We start from the raw sequence: 17,944 nt of genomic DNA, 5'->3' as shown, positions 1-17,944 counted from the left end.
ATCAGTCCTCAAGCGCCCTATTTTTCACTGCGAAAATTCCCTTTGGCCGAAACTGGAGAAGCAGAATGACACATAAGAAGATAAGCACCTTGCCTATGGAGGCTGTGGTGAAGAATTCAAAGGCTGTGCCTCCGATCCCGATAAATCCGGCTCCGAAGACAGAACCCAGCAGACTTCCTGCCCCGCCTACCACAACGGTCATAAAGGTATCTACGATGTAATTCGTGCCAAGTGTAGGGCCTATGGCACCGATCCAGGTGAGGGCACACCCCGCAAGTCCGGCCAGCCCGGATCCGATGGCAAAGGTCGCCGAGTCAATCCGTCCGGTGTTGACACCTAATGCCGCTGCCATATCCCGGTTCTGCATGACTGCCCGGATGTTCCTTCCCTGTCTGGTCCGGTACATCAGCCAATACACGCCGAAAAGGCAGAATACGGCAAGGATAAGGATAAAGATCCTCTTATAGGGAAGAGACAGCATGCCGTGAATCCTTAGACTTTTCTCCAAAAACGACGGTGCCTTCACTCCCACATTTGGGGAGCCGAAAATACTTCTGGCTGCCTGCTGGAGAATCAGGCTGATTCCCCAGGTGACCAGCAGGCTGTCCGCCGCCCTCCCATAAAGCCTGCGGATCACCAGACGCTCCAGGATAAATCCCAGAACTGCTGCCACCAGAAAGGACAACAGGATTGCCACAATGCAGTATGCATCAAATACACCGGCCGGCAGATACGCAATGAACAATTTCTGTACTATGTATGCCGTATAGGCTCCAACCATAAGGAATTCCCCGTGGGCCATATTTATAACGCCCATCAGTCCAAAGGTTACTGCAAGGCCAAGGGCGGCCATCAGAAGGATGGAGCTGACACTTATACCATTGAACAACTGCATCAGGAATAATTCCATACCAGATACCTCCTCTCAATTTTCTCTTTCAATTACTGGACGTTGGATAAGCCCTTGGCCCACTCATAGCTTTCCAGATACGGGTCTGGCTTCACCGGACCATCTGTGCTCCATACCTCATCAATCAGTCCTTCTCCATTCACCATTCCGATTCTCACCGGTTTATACATATGCTGGTTCTCTCCGTCTATGGTTATGGTGCCTTCCGGAGCCTTGAATTCAATTCCGCCTGCGGCTTCCCGTACCTGATCCACATCCGTTGTACCCGCCTTTTCTACTGCTGCTGCCCACAGGTAAACGGCATCATAACCTGCCTCAATGGGATCGTCCGTCACCCGCTCCTCTCCATATTCTGCTTTATAGGCTTCCACGAATTTTTTATTCTCCGGGGTATCCGTCGTCTGATAATAATTCCAGGCTACCAGATGTCCTTCCAGGTAAGATGCGCCGATGCCTGCGGCCTCCTCCTCCGCGATGGAAACAGACAGGGTCTGGATCTCATCCGGGGTAAGCCCCGCATCTTTATACTGTTTGAAAAATGCCACATTGGAATCTCCATTTAGTGTATTAAATACGAAATCCGGCTTTACATCCTGGATCTTGCTGATGATGGTGGTATAGTCCGTATGTCCCATGGGTGTATATTCCTCGCCAACTACCTCCATTCCCAGATCTTCTGCCTGCTTCTTCACAATGGAATTGGCAGTACGTGGAAATACATAATCAGAACCCAGAAGGAACACCTTTTTTCCGTAATTCTCATTCATATATTCAATCGCAGGTACGATCTGCTGATTAGGCGCCGCTCCTACATAGAAAATGTTTTTGGAAGCCTCCATCCCTTCATACTGGACCGGATACCAGAGCAGTCCGTTGTTGCTTTCAAAAGTTGGCAGGACTGCCTTGCGGCTGGCTGAAGTCCAGCAGCCAAATACCGTGGCAACCTTGTCATTGAGGAGCAGCTTCTCTGCTTTCTCCTTAAATGTGGCATTATCCGATGCACCGTCCTCCACAACCGGCTCGAGCTGCTTTCCTAAGACCCCGCCGGCTACGTTGATCTCCTTGATTGCCAGCAGCTCCGCATCTCTGACAGAGGTCTCACTGATGGCCATCGTCCCGCTCAGGGAATGCAGGATACCTACCTTAATGGAATCTTTGGAATCCTCCTCGCTGCCGCTTGCCGTCTCTGTCTTATTTGTTTCCTTGTCTGTAATCTCTGTCATAGCACCGCCGCTGCAGCCTGCCAGGGATGCTGCCAGCACTGCAGATAATACAATGGCTCCAAATGTACGTTTTTTCATAATGTCATCCTCCTCAAATAAGTTGAAAAACCTGACTGTCTTGTCCTCAGGATGGTTTCCCCTCTGTATCTATACAAAAAGGAAAGCCGCCATTTCCCACAATGGGATATGACAGCTTTGTCCACCGGTTTTTCTAATTGAATATATAATAATCATAATGGATATGGAAAAAATAATAAACCATAGTAATCCGGTTTTATACCCAAGAATTCCGTTTTTATCCTGTTTTACTGTTCCGATACGTGGTTGGTGTAACTCCCGTATAGCTTTTAAATAACCCGGTAAAATAGTCCACGGTGGTATATCCCAGCTCTCTGCTTATTTCGTAAACTTTCTTCGTGGTCCCTGTCAGCATCGCCTTTGCCTGTTCCATTTTGAGGCGTGTGCAATACTCGGAAATGGTGATTCCGACTATGCTTCGGAACCGTTTCCCCATATAATCCTTACTGAGCTCCATCTGCTCTGACAGGTAATCCAACAGCCGGGGACGGCATATGTTATGTTTTAGAATGGTCACCATCTTCTGTACCACCGGATCCGGTTCCCTTAGCTGATACCGGTTCACGATATTCAAATATTCCTGTAATACCCTGCTGGTGTCCTCTGGTATATTTTCCCCGATGTAGATGTCCACACCGCCCATTAGCTCCAGCCAGGGCGCCCGCTTTACCAGTTTTGCGTAAACCCCCTGCAGGACGGCCGCTGCTTCTTGCCGGTCCATAAGCGGATTATCCGGGAACACAGCCTGCAGCTGTCCGGTTAAATACCCGGCCATTTGCTGCGCAGTATGGTTCTGGTGCATCAGACGGTCATAGATTTCATCCTCCAGCGTATTCCCACCCAGGAAACGCCCGGCCAGTTCCAGGGCCTCTTCCAGTTTTTCTTCGCTAAAGGGTTTTTCTATGTATTCCACAGCCCCCAGACGCATCCCCTCCTTTGCATACGCAAAGTCGTGATAGGTGCTGGCCAGGATAACTATGGTCCGGTATCCCAATTCCCGGACTCTGCGGCACAACTCCAGCCCGTCCATGACAGGCATACGAATATCCGTGATCAAAAGGTCATAATGAGCAGCTGCCAGTTTATCCAGCGCCTCCCTTCCGTTGGCGGCAGTCCCGGCGATCCGGTACTGCCCCTGTCTCCAGAGTTTATACCGGGATATCAGGAACAGGATATCCTCATCGTCTTCCACAAACAGAATTTGATACATGGCCATTCCCCCTATCACTCATCCAAAAGCTCCAGTGCATTCTGATAATCGTATCGATTCAGAGCCGTCTCCACTGCTTCGGTTTTCCTCCATCCCAGATAAGCGGCAAAAGCAGGACGGTTCTCTTTCCATTGTTCCAGGGCTTTAAATTCTCCCCTGGCTGCGAGCTGTCTCCATTTTTTTATCTGCTCGGCCGTATCTTTTTCTGCATATATTTGTTTAACAGTACCGTACTCCCCCTGCATCTTCTGATCAATCTGTTTCCATGCCGCAAATTTTCTCTCCATCTCCCGGGCCATATTTATCAGTCCCTGTGTTCCGGAATTTTTCAGGCGGTCTTCCATGGTACAGCACGCTGCATGGATATCTTCCGCCCCCACGGCTGCCGATGCTCCTTTCAGCTTATGGAGCAGCTCCGCAGCCTCTTTCGATTTTCCCTCTTCAATATCATCTGCAAGGGTATGGAAATCCTCCGCATGTTCCAGACAGTAGATGTGGAGCAGTTCTTGCTTTACTTTCTCTGTCTCTTCCTCTGCTGTCTTTCCCAAATCCACAAATTTACCGGCTGCCTCCTTTAGTGCATCAAGGGTTATCGGCTTCACCAGTATGTCATCCATCCCGGCTTTTTTCACTTTCTCCCTTACCATTTCCTCTCCATCTGCGGTCAGGGCAATGATGTGGGTATGAATCCCTTTCTCCTTCTCACAGGCACGTATCTTTTCTGCCGCCTCATAGCCGTCCATAACAGGCATACGCAGGTCCATAAGGATCAAATCATAGGTTCCCTTTTTATATAACGCTACTGCTTCTTCCCCATGGGAAGCCGCCACCACAGACAGCCCCAAAGAATACAGCAGCCGGGTCTGCATAGTCTGATTCACCTGATTGTCCTCCACCAGGAGGACATGTCTGCCTGCCGGGACAGGAACGGCCCCCTTTCTCCCGCCTGTCCCTTCTTGTAAGGGCAGTTCTGCGGTAAAGGTACTGCCCGTCCCTGTACTGTCCGCTCTTACCCTGCCGCCCATCAGGCCTGCCAGGCTGCGGCTTATGGGAAGCCCCAGTCCGGTTCCCCCATACTGCCCGGTCCCTGCATCACCTGCCTGTTCAAAAGGTTCAAAAATCCGTTCCAAATCCCTGGATCGGATCCCGGGTCCGGTGTCCTTCACAACCAGAAACAGACTCCCCTCTTTGGTATCATCCGGCTTCCTTTTCCAGGACAGCGTGACTTCGACACTGCCTTTCTCTGTAAACTTGACTGCATTGGAAACCAGATTGGCGGCAATTTGACGAACCTTACCCTCGTCCCCTATGAGGACAGGCGGGATATTTCCTTCTGTCCGGAGCATAAATTCCAGTTTCTTCTCTGCTGCCAGATGCCCAAAGCCGTGCTCCAGATATAGCAGAAGACTTTCTGACGTCCACTCTTTGCAAATAAGCCTCTGCCCGGTATTTTTCAGCCTGGCATAATCCAAAAGATGGCTTACCATTTCCATAAGATGCCGGGAGGCATACTTCATACAGGACACATACTCCTTCTGTGCCCGGTCAAGCCTGGTCTGCTCCAGTAGAGTTTCGTATCCAATCACGGAGTTTAAAGGTGTCCGGATTTCATGGCTCACTGACGCAAGAAAGTCATCTTTTGCCTTCAGCGCCTGATTGACGGACTCCCCAAGTTTGTGGATTTCCCGAATCCCGAATGGTACCAGAGGCTCCCTGTCTTTTTCGCCCAGACAGCTATGGTAACGCATGACCGGACGGATCACAAGCCGATAATAGGAGAGTATCATGAGCAGGAATACCACAACAGCTGCGGCTTGTAGAGACCATTGCAGTGTTAATGCCCGGGAAACACCTTTATCTGCCCGCTCCAAATCTCCATCCAATTCCTCTTCCGCCTGTCTCAGAAATTGTCTGGTGTACTGTCCGATCACTTCTTTCTCAGATAGATATTCTTTCCCGAACAAAAGCTCTACTGCAGCCATATGTCTCTCCTCAGGACTCATAGATTTTTCAACGGTATTCAGTATGTATCCTTCCACCTCCGGAGACAGTGCGGTCTCTGTTAAGGCAGAGGCATCTGACGCAAGGCACATCGCACGGGTTTCTAAATAAATCAGCAAGTCTGAATAATTTTTTGCAGATCTCAATAGCCGGACTCGCTCTTCTGATATCCCCACCCTTTCCAGCTTCACAAAAGCTTCTTCCCTGCGCTTCCCGGTATGGACCTCCTCCCAATGCCCCTTAAGACAATCCGGATTCCCGGTTATTACGTAATTTCTCGCCTGCTCAGACAAATAATCAGCAGCCGCTTCCAGATCATCGCACAGCTCCCCGCACAAAAGGCGCCGCTCCTGGATATCCTGCTGTACGGATGCCGCCTTCTTCAGATTCCAGGTCCCTACGGCCATGAAAAAGATCATGAAAACCATCAGCGGCACCCATATACAATTCAGTTTTTTCTGGCTTATTTTGTACGCCTTCATTTTCCATCCACCCTTTTCTTGAATAATGAATTATCGTGTAGTAAAATAAAGCCCAAATACAACCGTTTTTTATTCCCAGCATCCAAAGGAGGTCTTTTACATGAAACAGCCCGCTGTCATACTGATTGTCGATGATTCCCCGGAGCAGATCCACATAACCGGCTCCATTTTGGCAGAGCACGGCTATGAGGTGCTGGTCGCTTCCAGCGGGAAAGCTGCCCTCTCCTTATTGGAGCGGGAACTGCCGGATCTTATCCTCCTGGACATCCATATGAACGATATAGACGGGTTCTCCCTCTGCCAAAAAATTCGCTCCAATCCCTGCTTTCAGGATACTGCGGTAATCTTCATGACCATTTCCCAGGACCGGAAAAGCCTGGAAAGAGGATTCGCCCTGGGCGCCCAGGACTATATCATAAAACCCTGCCACAAATCTGAGCTGTTAGCCCGCGTGGGCGCCCATGTTCGCATTGTCACACAATCCAAAGAATTAAAATCCGCTTATAGAGAGCTGGACCAGTTCTGCCACACCGTATCCCACGACTTAAAATCTCCGCTTCAAGTCATGAGACAGCTCACTCAGCTCCTCCAGGAAGAGTTAATACCTGCAGGGGCCCCCTCCACAGAAGACACACAGATAATTTTAAAGAGGCTGGAACACAAGTGCGAGACAACAGAGGCCATGATCAGCCGCCTGCTGGAATTTTCCGAAATGGTCACACTCCCCTGCTGCCCGGAACCCATTGATACAGCGGCTCTCATTCAAAATATCTTTGCTGAACTTACCGCTCTGGAACCGGACCGCCACATCACGCTTGAGCTGGGCACACAGCCCTTACCGCAGCTGTCCGGTGATCCCACGCTTTTTACCTTGTTATTTCAAAACATCCTGGGGAATGCCATCAAGTTCACCCGCATCCGGGATGACGCGCGGATTTGTGTCACCGCCTCCTGTCAGGCTGATGTGCTGCTTATAAAAATACAGGACAACGGTGTGGGTTTTGATATGACAGCCTCCGGTAAGCTGTTTCATATATTTGAGCGTCTTCATAGGGCGGAAGAATTTGAGGGAAGCGGTGTGGGGCTGGTGATCGTAAAGCGTATTATGGAACGGCATGGCGGCTCAGTTTCCATTGAATCAAAGTTAAATTGCGGAACCACTGTTTCCCTTTTTTTCCAGACTTCCCGATAAGAACTAACACAGTTCATTCTACAAAAAAAGAGACTCAAGGAATCATCCTCAAGCCCCTTTGCTTTCTTCTATCCAGTACTTGGCTAATTATTATAGCAAATATCAGTCTTCCTTAGACCATTCCGTACAGTCTGATTGGATCTCTCACAACGTAGTCAAACATATAGAGCCCTATTTCCCAAAAAAGGCATAAACTAAATGTTTAAGCCTTTATATATACTGCCGGTGACCGGACTTGAACCGGTACGGGATTGCTCCCGAAGGATTTTAAGTCCTTTGCGTCTGCCTATTCCGCCACACCGGCATATATGAAACACCCTGGAAACACCCTGGAATTTGGAAGGATGTTTTGGAGGGATGTAAACATATCTACCCCATATGAAATTATAAAATCTTTAATTTTATGCGTTTCTACGCCTGAAATGTGGAACTGACCTATTGGATTTTAAGTCCTGTGCGTCTGCCAGTTCCGCCACTGCGGCAGTGGATAAACAATCCAGTGGATGGAGAAGGATTCGAACCTTCGAAGGCGTTGCCAACAGATTTACAGTCTGCCCCCTTTGGCCACTCGGGAATCCATCCATACATTGGTTTTCCAAAGAAAACCAATGGTTATTGCTTCTGACAAGATCCGATTTTACCACAATCCATTTGAGAATGCAAGTACTTTTCCTCTGTTTTCCCGAGGAATTCAGCTTTTATTTGACGGTATTTTCCGGAGTACAACCGCGGATACCGGAGGCAGTTCTATCTCAAGCAAACCGTTCTTGCTCTGGTACACAGTTTTGTCAAAGGTATACCCCTCTGAGGTGGTAAGAGCCATCCGCTCGTAGATATCCACACCGGATCTGTCAGCCCCCAGCTGCCATACGGGAATGGTGAGGAAGGCTGATTCCTGCCTGTTATTGACACTGATTACCATCTTGTAATGCCTGGTAAATCTTCCGTAGGTAAGTCTCTGATAATCGTTATGAAGATATTTTAAGGAGCCGTGCAGCAGAGACTCACTGCCTTTGTGTATCTGAATCATACCTTTATAGAATTCCAGCAGCTCCATATCTTCTCGTCCCCAGGGGTACGTTCTTCTGTTGTCCGGATCTGTAAATCCACAGAGTCCCACCTCATCACCGTAGTAGATCGTGGGCGCCCCTGGCCAGGTCATCTGCATGACAATCGCCTCTCTGAATACAGCCTTGCTTACCCCCTCCTCCGCTGCCCGGGGACCCAGCTGCGCAACTCTTCCCACTTTTTTGTTGGTCCGGGTAAGAAACCTGGAGTGATCATGATTGGATAATTCATTCATTGCCACCTCCAGGGTGGGCTCTGTCATTCTGGATAAATGGTATGTCATGGCATTCTTAAACGCGTCGCTGTTACCATAAAGGCCTCCGTTATACTCATCGCTGTGCTTCTCCATCCCTGTCAAAAACCAGGTAATGGGTTCCATGAAGGCGTCATAATTCATGATGGTATCCCACTCATCTCCTCGAAGCCACTCTCTTGCCTCCCCGTAATGCTCTGCCAGAATAATAGCGTCGGGATTGGCTTCCTTCACATTTTTTCGGAAGTCCTTCCAGAATCTGTGGTTGTATTCGTTGCTGTGTCCCAGATCCGCTGCAACATCCAGCCGCCAGCCGTCCACATTATAAGGAGGGGATACCCATTTCCTGGCAACCTCCATAATGTATTCATAAAGCTTACCCGATTGCTCATAATTCAGTTTCGGGAGGGTATCGTGCCCCCACCAGCCGTCATAAGAGTCATTGTAAGGCCATGCATTTTCATTGTAAAAATGGAAAAAGCTTCTGTATGGGCTGAATGCATCCACATAGGCCCCCTTTTCATAGCCTTCCGCGTACTCGTAGATCCGTTCTCTGTCCAGCCATTTATTGAAGGATCCGCAGTGATTGAAGACCCCGTCCAGGATAATGCGCATTCCTCTCCGGTGCACTTCCTCCACAAACTCCGCAAAAAACTGGTTGCTGGCCTCCAGGTTTTTTTTGTCTGTGACCCTTTTGATATATTTGCCGGCATGGGCATTAGCCCGATCCCAGTCTGCCAGCAGTTCGCCTCCGTCTTCCACAATTTTTCCATAGTGCGGATCGATATAGTCATAGTCCTGACAATCGTACTTATGATTAGACGGGGAGACAAATATGGGATTCAGATACAGGACATCCACCCCCAGTTCCTGGAGGTAATCCAGTTTATCCCAAATACCCTGAATGTCCCCGCCGTAAAACCTGTGAATGTCCATGGGCTGTGGCGTTTCGTACCAGTCCAGTACCTTCTGGCTTTTGGCACCGATGTAGAAGTACTCTCCCGTCTCCACATCATTGGAAGGATCCCCGTTGCAGAAGCGATCCACATAGATTTGATACATCACCGCCCCTTTTGCCCACTGTGGAGTATGAAAACCCGGGACAATGGAAAACTGGGTGTAAATGGGCTGTTCCTTTGCCAATCCCTGCTCTCCGAAATAGCAGCGGATCCTGCCTGAGGTTATTTCAAAATAATAGTAGACCGGATCTTCCTCTACCTGTATCTTTGTCTCATAAAAATCAAACCCGCACTCTGTATACGCATAGTCCATAAGTGTTTTCTCTTCCCCCCGGACAATGTAGACTCCATCCACATTATTCTCCAGGGTTCTGAAGCGGATCGTTACCGTATCCCCCGGATCCGGCTCATAGGGTTCTCTGTAGTTCTGTGTTCTGTCGCTATATAAAGCAGCCTTGTTAAACATCGGCCGCATATTTGATACATACTGCTGAATCTTACGAACTTCCTGATAATTTCCATGTTGCATCATATTCCGTCCCCTTTATTCAATGATGGAAATGCCTCTTTTTATTTTATACGCTGACATCCTCCAATACAACTATTTTTAAACGTAAAAAAGACAGCTACCGAACGCTGTCTTTTTTGGAGAAGGTATTTCTTCTTATGGGGTGTAGCAAAAACTATATAATGTATTGGGGGGTTTTTACAGTTATTATTATAGCAAGTGGCAAGGGAAAAGTGTGCACAATCTTCACTGATATTTCAGTTCATTTTTGGGCGTTTTTTCTGCAGCCCCATTTCCTTCTTCCGCCTCCTGCCAAAAAATTATACAAAAACCCTTTTCTATCGGTAAAAAACCTTCTAAGCCATAGCCTTCTCTTCAAACAGCGCTTCAAACTCTTCTCTTCCGATTTTTTCTTTTTCCAATAATAAATCCACGCATTTATGAAGAACATCCTCATGACTCTGAATTAATGTTTTTGCTTTCTCGTAAGCTTCATCAATAATACGCTTCACTTCGCTATCAATAGTAGTAGCTACATTTTCTCCGTAGCCTCTGGTATGGGCCAGATCTCTGCCGATAAAGACTTCTTCATCGTCTTCCCCATAATTGATAAGTCCCACTTTTTCGGACATACCGTACTTGGTTACCATAGCCCGCGCCAGTTTTGTTGCCTGTTTAATATCCTGGGAAGCCCCTGTAGTCACATCCTTAAATACCAGCTCCTCTGCCACACGTCCTCCCAGATCTACAACAATATGCTGCAGCATCTGATTCTTGGTGTTAAACATCTCATCCTTTTCCGGAAGAGGCATCGTATATCCTGCAGCCCCCATTCCTGTGGGAATGATTGAGATGGTATGGACAGGCCCCACATCAGGCAGAAGGTGGAACAATATAGCATGCCCAGCCTCGTGGTATGCTGTAATCCGCTTCTCTTTTTCAGAAATAATCCGGCTCTTCTTTTCAGATCCGATTCCTACCTTTACAAAGGATTCTTTCAGATCCGCCTGGACAATGTAGGCACGTTCCTTTTTTGCCGCCAAAATAGCCGCTTCATTTATCAGGTTTTCCAGATCCGCTCCGGTAAACCCTGCCGTGGTCTGTGCAATCTCTTTCAGATTTACATCGTCTCCCAGAGGCTTTCCTTTGGCGTGGACATGAAGAATCTCTTCTCTGCCTTTTATATCCGGTTTTCCCACTCCAACCTTCCGGTCAAATCGTCCCGGCCTCAAGATGGCGGGATCCAGAATATCCACACGGTTTGTGGCTGACATTACAATAATTCCCTCATTCACCCCAAAGCCGTCCATTTCCACAAGCAGCTGATTGAGCGTCTGTTCTCTCTCGTCATGGCCGCCGCCCATTCCTGTTCCCCTGCGTCTGGCCACTGCATCAATCTCATCTATAAAAATAATACATGGGGCATTCTTCTTTCCTTCCTCGAATAAATCTCTCACACGGGAAGCGCCCACACCCACAAACATCTCTACAAAGTCAGATCCCGAGATACTGAAAAACGGAACTCCCGCCTCTCCCGCTACTGCCTTTGCAAGGAGTGTCTTGCCTGTACCCGGAGGTCCAACCAGAAGAACCCCTTTTGGAATCCTTGCACCTACTTTAGTATACTTCTGTGGATTCTTAAGGAAATCTACGATCTCGACTAAGTCCTCTTTTTCTTCCTGAAGTCCTGCCACGTTGGCAAAGGTAACTTTTTTCTCTGCATCCACGGACATCTTGGCACGGCTTTTACCAAAGTTCATCATTTTGGCGTTGCTGCCGCCCCCTGACATCTGTCGGTTCATCATCATAATCATAAAGATTACCAGACCTCCGGTCAGCAGCAGGGGCAGAATAGATGACATGAACACATTATCTCCCGGAACATCGTACAGGGTCGGCACAATATAGGACCCTTCCAGATATTCCTCTACCTTTACCACGTCGCTTACATAAAATTGTCTCTGTTCTCCTCCCTTTAATTCCAGCACTACCTGTCCTGTGGGCACTGCATTGTTGGGATGAATGGCTACTTTTGTTACATTTTGGCTGTCTACATCTTTCACAAAATCCTGATACGTATAAGAATTATTTGTTGTCACCTGATTGGTAATGAACCACCAGGCCCCGATAATCAGAACTCCAAGGACCAGATAGAATCCTAACCCTCTTGTTTGCTTATTCACTTCCTGCTCTCCTTTTCCCTAAAGTTCTACCACACCTATATATGGAAGATTTCTGTATTTTTGTGCATAATCCAGGCCGTATCCAACAACGAACTCGTCCGGGATATTGAAACACACATAATCCACCTGCACGTCCCGCACTCTGCGCTCCGGCTTATCCAGGAGTGTACAGAGCTTCAGGCTTTTTGGTCCTCTCTGGCGCAGAACCTCCATCAGATAGCTCAGCGTTCTTCCGGAGTCAATAATGTCCTCCACAATTAATACATCCTTGCCCTCCAGCGGCTCATCGAGATCTTTTACAATTCTCACAACCCCGCTGGATTTCGTGTCGTCACCGTAGCTGGACACAGACATAAAGTCCAGGCTGACCGGTATTTTGAGCCTCTTTGCCAGTTCACAGGTGAAAAATACGCCGCCTTTCAGCACGCAGATTAAATGCACGCTTCTGCCCTCATAGTCCCTGCTGATCTGCTCCCCGATCTCCCGTATCCTTTTCTCTACTTCCTCCTCGCTGAGCAGCACATGAACCTTTTCACTCATGTTGATTTCCTCCTTCTACCCGTACTTCTAAAACCGTTTTTGTCTCTTGGGTAACTTTATAGTATTCACTGATCCGGTAACCCACAACCCACAGAATATGTGAGCCGTCCGCAAGCAGAAGAAGCTCCTCTCTTTCTCTGCGGGGCACCTTGCAGTCAATCAGGTAATCCTTTATTTTTTTCCTTCCGCCGGAGGCATTGATCACGAGATAATCCCCTGGTCTGCGCGTCCGTACGTTTAGACTATCTTCTATTTTATCATAATCAAACCATTTCGTATACTTTTTTTCCGGAATTGGCTGATTTTCGTAGGAAAACCTTCTCCAGCTCCAGGCCGGCCGGGGCGTCTCCGGCAGCTCTGCCTCTCCCTTTTTCCTCTTTGCCAGCCAAAGGGCCTGGTATTCCATTTCTCCCTGGATTCTTCCGGGGAGAGAAACCAGTTTTCCCGAACCGCCTTTTGCAAGGTCCATGAGGCTCCTGATATGATCTGCACCTATGTCCTTTAATCCCCCCGCCAGCTCTCCCAGTGTTCTTCGAAGCACATATTGCTGAAGGATCTCTTTTTCCTGAAAAAGTTCTTTGCTGACTCTAATTCTTCCCTTTTCTTCCCTTACATATTCCTCTTTCAGTTTCCCTGCCAGCTCATCCAGAAAGTTATCTGCTTCCAAAAGCATCCCGGCTGTCCGGGCAATATGTGAAATTGTCTGCTCGTTAATATCATGAACCAGTACCGGCAAAACCTGATGCCGTATCTTGTTTCTTGTATAATCCACACACAGATTGGTACTGTCTGTAAGATACTTTATGCCTTTCTGCTCCAGATAATTCTCAATTTCTTTTCTCTCCACGCCAAGAAGAGGCCGGATAATCCGCTCCCGCACAGGTCGTATCCCGCACAGGCCCCGAATCCCACTGCCTCTGGCCAAATGATAAAGAAAGGTCTCAGCCACATCGTTCTGATGATGTGCCAAAGCCACCTTATCTCCATTCCACTCCTCCATAAATCTCTGAAACGCATCATAGCGGGCCTTTCTCCCTGCTTCCTCCAGGGTCATATGCCCTTCCTTTGCCATTTGCTCCACCGGATAAGAGTACTCTCTGCAGGGAATCTTCCACAGCCTGCAGAGCCTGTCTACATAATCCGCATCTCTTCTTGCCTCTTCTCCGCGAATCTGGTGATTCACATGGACCACGCCAAGCGCGAAGTCTGTCTGTTTCTGATATTCTTTTAAAAGCGCAAGAAGGCATACCGAATCTGCCCCGCCGGAGACCCCTGCCACAATGCGGTCTCCATCCTCTATCATATGATATTGCCTTATATAAGCAAATACCTTATTTTCCATCCTTTGTCTCCTACTTTTTCCAGATACCGGCCACCAATACGGTCATATCGTCCACTGCCCGGTATTCACTATATCCCAGCACCCGTTCGAGAATCCCCCGCCCCAATTCTTTGGGGGCATTTCCCCGGGTCTGCAGTATAATTTCTTTCATTACTTCTTCCTGGCGGTCCAGGGGCAGCGCGTCCAGCACCCCATCGGTCACCATAATCAAAAAATCCCCGTCGTATAACTTCTTTGTGGTAGTTTCAAAGTCAATCTGCTGCACCAGACCCAGTCCCAGGCTGGTGGATGAGATTGCCTCTACCCAGTTGTTCCGTTTGATAAATGTTGTTGCCGCTCCGGCTTTGAGGAAGTGCCCCATACCAGAATACAAATCCATCACACAGATGTCAACCGTAGAGAAATGTCCATTTTTTCCCTGAAGAACCAGGGCTGAGTTTACCATTTTTGCAGCCGTCTCTCCTGTGAATCCCGCATCTACAAACTCCTCCAGAAGGTCCACTACCATCTCACTCTCCTGGCAGGCCTCCAGACCGGAACCCATGCCATCCGAAAGGCACATAAAAAACTGGCCGGTGTCCTCCATGGTACACATATAATTGTCTCCGGATACGCTCTCTTTATCCTTGGTTATCTTGGCCGCACCATACAGCACCTTGAAATTAACGTCCTCCACAAAACTGTATGTAGTAAATTCCCCGTTGATCAGCGATCGGCTGTCCTTGCGCGCTACCATAGAACATCCGCATTCCTTTGAGAGCTGTGCCGCTGCCTCATTCACCGGGATGCACTGGCCTCCCCTGCTTCGAAGCCGCATAAAATACTGCTGTTTTCCATCCGGAAGCTCCAGCATCCAGATACTTTTCAGCACAATATTTTTTTTCTTCAGCCTCCGCTCCAGATCATCCTTGAATTCCGGCAGTACATCGGTCACCTCAAACATATCTCTGGACATAATCTGCATGATCCGCGCCATCTCACTGAGCTGTTCCGCCACCGCCAAGCGGTTTTCGATTAGTTTGTTGCTCCAGACCAGGTTCTGCCGCTCCCTGGATATCATCCGGTACAGCTCGTCCCCAAGCTTTCCCTGATTCACACAAATACCCATGAGCTCTACCTTCCCCCGTCTGATTTTTTCCTCATCTCCCTCTTCCATGATTCTCAGAAGATTGTATATTCTCTGCTGGGTCTGCAGATACTGCTTTTGCCAGCACACATGGTGCAGATGACATTTCTGGCAGAAATTCTGTTCCACTTCTCCAATCAGTTCTTCTATTTCTCCATTGCTCAGATAATCTTTCCGGTAAGGCATACCGTAAAAACTATTAGCTAAACGCTGAAAAGAGGTTGCATATCGTTCCATTTTCTCTTTCTGTGGATGCTGGTCATATACAATGGTTGCCGCACTTTTTTTCATTCCTGAAAAAATAGTTTTTGCCATGTCCCGGATAATCAGTAGCGCGCTGATTACGAGCATGGCAATAATCCATTCCTGCATCTATGATTACCTCCCCTGAATTAGCATTCGCTATCAAAGGTGTATTATAGATGTTTTTTCCTTTAATCTTTGTCAAAAACACTACTCTGTGCTTAAAAACTTTTAGACAAAATATGGTATTTACTGAGCCGGCTACTTTTCCTCTTTGAATACAATCTCATTGTTCTTAACCAATCCCAGTTTATCTCTCGCGACTTTTTCCGCGTATTCATCTGACTGCATGTATTCTTTTGTCTCTTCTATCTCTTTTGTACGCTCTTCTTCCTTCTTTATTTCTTCAGAAATCGCCACCTTTCTCGCCTCGTTGCCGGCAACCTTCTTTTTCAGAGCCGCGCCTTCGTAGAGGAGTGCTCCAAGAAGAACACACACGACAAAGGTTATACTAATCATGGCGATCCGGTTTCGAACGCCTCTTCTTTTTTTCTTTTTTGACTGCATTCTTTTTTTTGTCCGTTCTCTCATCATTTTTCTTCCTGACTTTCCTTGCTGACAAATAGTTCAATACTAAAATTTTACCTCGTGACAGTGGAAATTTCAACCTTTTTATCCATCGTGCTGTCAATTTCAGAGGTATTTTAAGGAAACCTTTTATTTTATTTAAAAAAAATGATATGTATTTTACTAATAATTCGCTGACACTGTAATGATATAAAATAACTCCCAGAAGAATGCCTGCAAGGGCGTACAGGCGTATGACACCGTCATTTTCCTCATACATTCTGGAAAACAAAAAAACACCGCCGGCTGTCCAGTACAGAATGTCTTCTATGCTGATCCACAGGGCAGGATGAGCGCAGACTCTTCGAAAAATCCGCAGCACATCATAAGCTGCCACCATCAGCACTCCTGCCCAGACAGAGCTGGCAAATAGAATAAGCTCCTGATTCATATACTCGCTCATAGGCGCTTATTTGAACAGCCGTTTCAGCAGATTCTCCCCTGCTTTCTGGCCGTGGATTCCTCCCTCAGTATAGGTCAGACTGTCTATGGTCCCCTCCAGGTCTACCTCCTGCTTTTCCAGATTCAGTCTTGTGACATGGAGGTCCTTCCCCTTGATCGTCAGCATTCCCTGCTGTGTATCTAATAAAATCTCATTCATATCGAAGGATACTACATCCCTGACGCCTGTAACATTGCCTGTCTGGCGGTTTTTTAGTATGAAACCATGGAGCATCGTCGGTTGCTTCTCATCCACAATACAGCTTCCTCCATCTATACTTTCTTCCATCATTATATGGGGGAATGGGCTGTATTAGTACTGTATATCTCTAGAGATAGCGGAACATTTTATCCGCATCTTCCTTTTTAACGGTCTCTTTTACCTCCAGAATCTCCGCTTTTACAACATTGCTGCCAAACTGGATCTCCAGAATATCTCCAGGCTTAACCTTTGTGGATGCCTTGGCGGGTTTGCCGTTTACCAGGACGCGTCCGGCATCGCATGCTTCGTTGGCAACGGTACGCCTTTTAATCAACCGGGAAACTTTTAAAAATTTATCCAATCTCATGTCTGCTCTTCCTTTCTTTTCCGTGTTCGGGCCTGTTCCCACCTGCCCCGGGGTATATAAAAAGGGACTGACGAATCAGTCCCCTTATTCACTCAATACTTATTTTTCATTAACTAAGTCTTTTAATGCTTTTCCTGCTTTGAACTTAGGAGATTTGGAAGCTTCGATCTTCATGGTTTTTCCTGTCTGAGGATTTCTTCCTTCCCTGGCAGCTCTCTCTGATACTTCAAAAGTACCAAAACCTACTAATTGAACCTTTTCACCTTTTTTTAATTCATCAGAAACAACATCTACGAACGCTTTTAATGCCGCCTCTGCGTCTTTCTTGGATAATTCAGTTTTTTCAGCGATAGCCGCTACCAATTCAGTTTTGTTCATGAGTATTTCCTCCTATTGATTTGTCTACAATAAATTTCGATGCCATATCCCAATGCTTACTCTGCATCAGTGGCTACGCCCCAAAAACAAGCGTGAAGTTCTAATAACTCTATTGATAGTTATAACCTCTTTCCCTGTGTTTGTCAAGTTTTTTAGGCATTTTAGCGGCTCTTTCACAGCTTTTTTTCCGCGTTTTTCCGGGCTTTTTCCTCTTTCTCTCTCTTTTTTATCTCTTCCCAGGTCTGAAGCACCTCGGCAGAGGAATTGGCTGTGCCCCGGCCAAAGACATGAGGGTGGCGGCGGATCATCTTCTCACTGATTCCCTGTATTACGTCATCAATGGTAAACAGTCCCTCCTCCTCCGCGATCTGGCTGTGCATCATCACCTGCAGCAGCACATCCCCAAGTTCTTCGCAGAGGTTGTCCGCATCCTTTGTCTCCTCCAGCAGACGAATCCCGTCCACTGCCTCCTGTGCCTCTTCCAGCATACACGGAATCAGACTCTCATGGGTCTGCTCCCTGTCCCAGGGACAGCCGTCAGGAGCCCGCAGTCTGCGGATGATTTCTCTGAACTCTGTGAATGAATATCTTTTATCCATAAAAGGCTTGTC

General features: G+C 47.6%; 16 protein-coding genes and 2 tRNA genes. 1 reads left to right on the top strand and 17 read right to left on the bottom strand.

Annotated elements, in window-relative coordinates; all coding sequences use genetic code 11:
- Position 1: 1 nt before the first annotated feature.
- The 4 genes from urtB to BUA56_RS11180 form a co-directional block, all read right to left on the bottom strand.
- Positions 2 to 910, bottom strand: a complete 909-nt coding sequence (gene urtB / locus BUA56_RS11195; protein WP_072851705.1) for an urea ABC transporter permease subunit UrtB — start codon at positions 908 to 910, stop codon at positions 2 to 4.
- Between the two features lie 32 nt (positions 911 to 942).
- Positions 943 to 2,211 carry an urea ABC transporter substrate-binding protein gene (gene urtA / locus BUA56_RS11190; RefSeq protein WP_072851703.1) on the bottom strand — a complete coding sequence of 423 codons (1,269 nt, stop codon included), beginning with the start codon at positions 2,209 to 2,211 and terminating at the stop codon, positions 943 to 945.
- A 217-nt stretch (positions 2,212 to 2,428) separates the two neighbouring features.
- The gene (locus tag BUA56_RS11185; protein WP_072851701.1) at positions 2,429 to 3,421 is read right to left on the bottom strand and encodes a response regulator transcription factor; all 993 of its coding nucleotides are present in this window, start codon (positions 3,419 to 3,421) and stop codon (positions 2,429 to 2,431) included.
- Between the two features lie 14 nt (positions 3,422 to 3,435).
- Positions 3,436 to 5,904: an ATP-binding protein gene (locus BUA56_RS11180; RefSeq protein ID WP_072851699.1), complete on the bottom strand. Its 2,469-nt coding sequence runs from the start codon at positions 5,902 to 5,904 to the stop codon at positions 3,436 to 3,438.
- 100 nt (positions 5,905 to 6,004) lie between these two features.
- On the opposite strand from BUA56_RS11180, the gene BUA56_RS11175 reads away from it, so the two are divergent.
- Complete coding sequence (locus BUA56_RS11175; protein ID WP_072851697.1) at positions 6,005 to 7,096, top strand: response regulator; 1,092 nt, start codon at positions 6,005 to 6,007, stop codon at positions 7,094 to 7,096.
- Positions 7,097 to 7,316: 220 nt separating this feature from the next.
- Here BUA56_RS11175 and BUA56_RS11170 read toward each other — a convergent pair.
- The 13 genes from BUA56_RS11170 to BUA56_RS11110 all read right to left on the bottom strand — a co-directional run bounded on the left by BUA56_RS11170 (position 7,317) and on the right by BUA56_RS11110 (position 17,932).
- A tRNA-Leu gene (locus BUA56_RS11170) sits at positions 7,317 to 7,400 on the bottom strand.
- Between the two features lie 196 nt (positions 7,401 to 7,596).
- Positions 7,597 to 7,678, bottom strand: a tRNA-Tyr gene (locus tag BUA56_RS11165).
- 109 nt (positions 7,679 to 7,787) lie between these two features.
- On the bottom strand, positions 7,788 to 9,905 hold the full coding sequence (locus BUA56_RS11160; RefSeq protein ID WP_103711101.1) for a glycoside hydrolase family 13 protein: 2,118 nt from the start codon (positions 9,903 to 9,905) through the stop codon (positions 7,788 to 7,790).
- A gap of 335 nt (positions 9,906 to 10,240) precedes the next feature.
- Positions 10,241 to 12,067: an ATP-dependent zinc metalloprotease FtsH gene (gene ftsH, locus BUA56_RS11155; protein WP_072851693.1), complete on the bottom strand. Its 1,827-nt coding sequence runs from the start codon at positions 12,065 to 12,067 to the stop codon at positions 10,241 to 10,243.
- An 18-nt stretch (positions 12,068 to 12,085) separates the two neighbouring features.
- Entirely contained in the window at positions 12,086 to 12,607 is a 522-nt protein-coding gene (gene hpt / locus BUA56_RS11150; RefSeq protein ID WP_072851691.1) for a hypoxanthine phosphoribosyltransferase, read from the bottom strand.
- Entirely contained in the window at positions 12,600 to 13,949 is a 1,350-nt protein-coding gene (tilS, locus tag BUA56_RS11145) for a tRNA lysidine(34) synthetase TilS (protein ID WP_072851689.1), read from the bottom strand. The genes hpt and tilS overlap by 8 nt, the downstream gene beginning before the upstream one ends.
- 10 nt (positions 13,950 to 13,959) lie before the next feature.
- On the bottom strand, positions 13,960 to 15,447 hold the full coding sequence (locus BUA56_RS11140; protein WP_072851687.1) for a SpoIIE family protein phosphatase: 1,488 nt from the start codon (positions 15,445 to 15,447) through the stop codon (positions 13,960 to 13,962).
- Between the two features lie 132 nt (positions 15,448 to 15,579).
- A complete protein-coding gene (locus BUA56_RS11135; protein ID WP_072851685.1) occupies positions 15,580 to 15,837 on the bottom strand; it encodes a septum formation initiator family protein in 258 nt (85 codons plus the stop codon).
- Positions 15,830 to 16,348, bottom strand: coding sequence for a spore cortex biosynthesis protein YabQ (yabQ, locus tag BUA56_RS11130; protein ID WP_072851683.1), 519 nt, complete (start codon positions 16,346 to 16,348; stop codon positions 15,830 to 15,832). Before yabQ ends, BUA56_RS11135 begins: the two co-directional genes overlap by 8 nt.
- A 6-nt stretch (positions 16,349 to 16,354) precedes the next feature.
- The gene (gene yabP / locus BUA56_RS11125; protein ID WP_423241194.1) at positions 16,355 to 16,678 is read right to left on the bottom strand and encodes a sporulation protein YabP; all 324 of its coding nucleotides are present in this window, start codon (positions 16,676 to 16,678) and stop codon (positions 16,355 to 16,357) included.
- A 37-nt stretch (positions 16,679 to 16,715) separates the two neighbouring features.
- The gene (locus BUA56_RS11120) at positions 16,716 to 16,955 is read right to left on the bottom strand and encodes an RNA-binding S4 domain-containing protein (RefSeq protein WP_072851681.1); all 240 of its coding nucleotides are present in this window, start codon (positions 16,953 to 16,955) and stop codon (positions 16,716 to 16,718) included.
- A 99-nt stretch (positions 16,956 to 17,054) separates the two neighbouring features.
- Positions 17,055 to 17,333: an HU family DNA-binding protein gene (locus tag BUA56_RS11115; protein ID WP_072851679.1), complete on the bottom strand. Its 279-nt coding sequence runs from the start codon at positions 17,331 to 17,333 to the stop codon at positions 17,055 to 17,057.
- Between the two features lie 173 nt (positions 17,334 to 17,506).
- Positions 17,507 to 17,932, bottom strand: coding sequence for a MazG family protein (locus BUA56_RS11110; RefSeq protein ID WP_072851677.1), 426 nt, complete (start codon positions 17,930 to 17,932; stop codon positions 17,507 to 17,509).
- Between the last annotated feature and the right edge of the window lie 12 nt (positions 17,933 to 17,944).

The sequence above is a fragment of the Lactonifactor longoviformis DSM 17459 genome (genome assembly GCF_900129135.1).
In the GTDB taxonomy this organism is placed as follows: domain Bacteria; phylum Bacillota; class Clostridia; order Lachnospirales; family Lachnospiraceae; genus Lactonifactor; species Lactonifactor longoviformis.
This window is presented reverse-complemented; position numbering and strand designations above follow the sequence as displayed.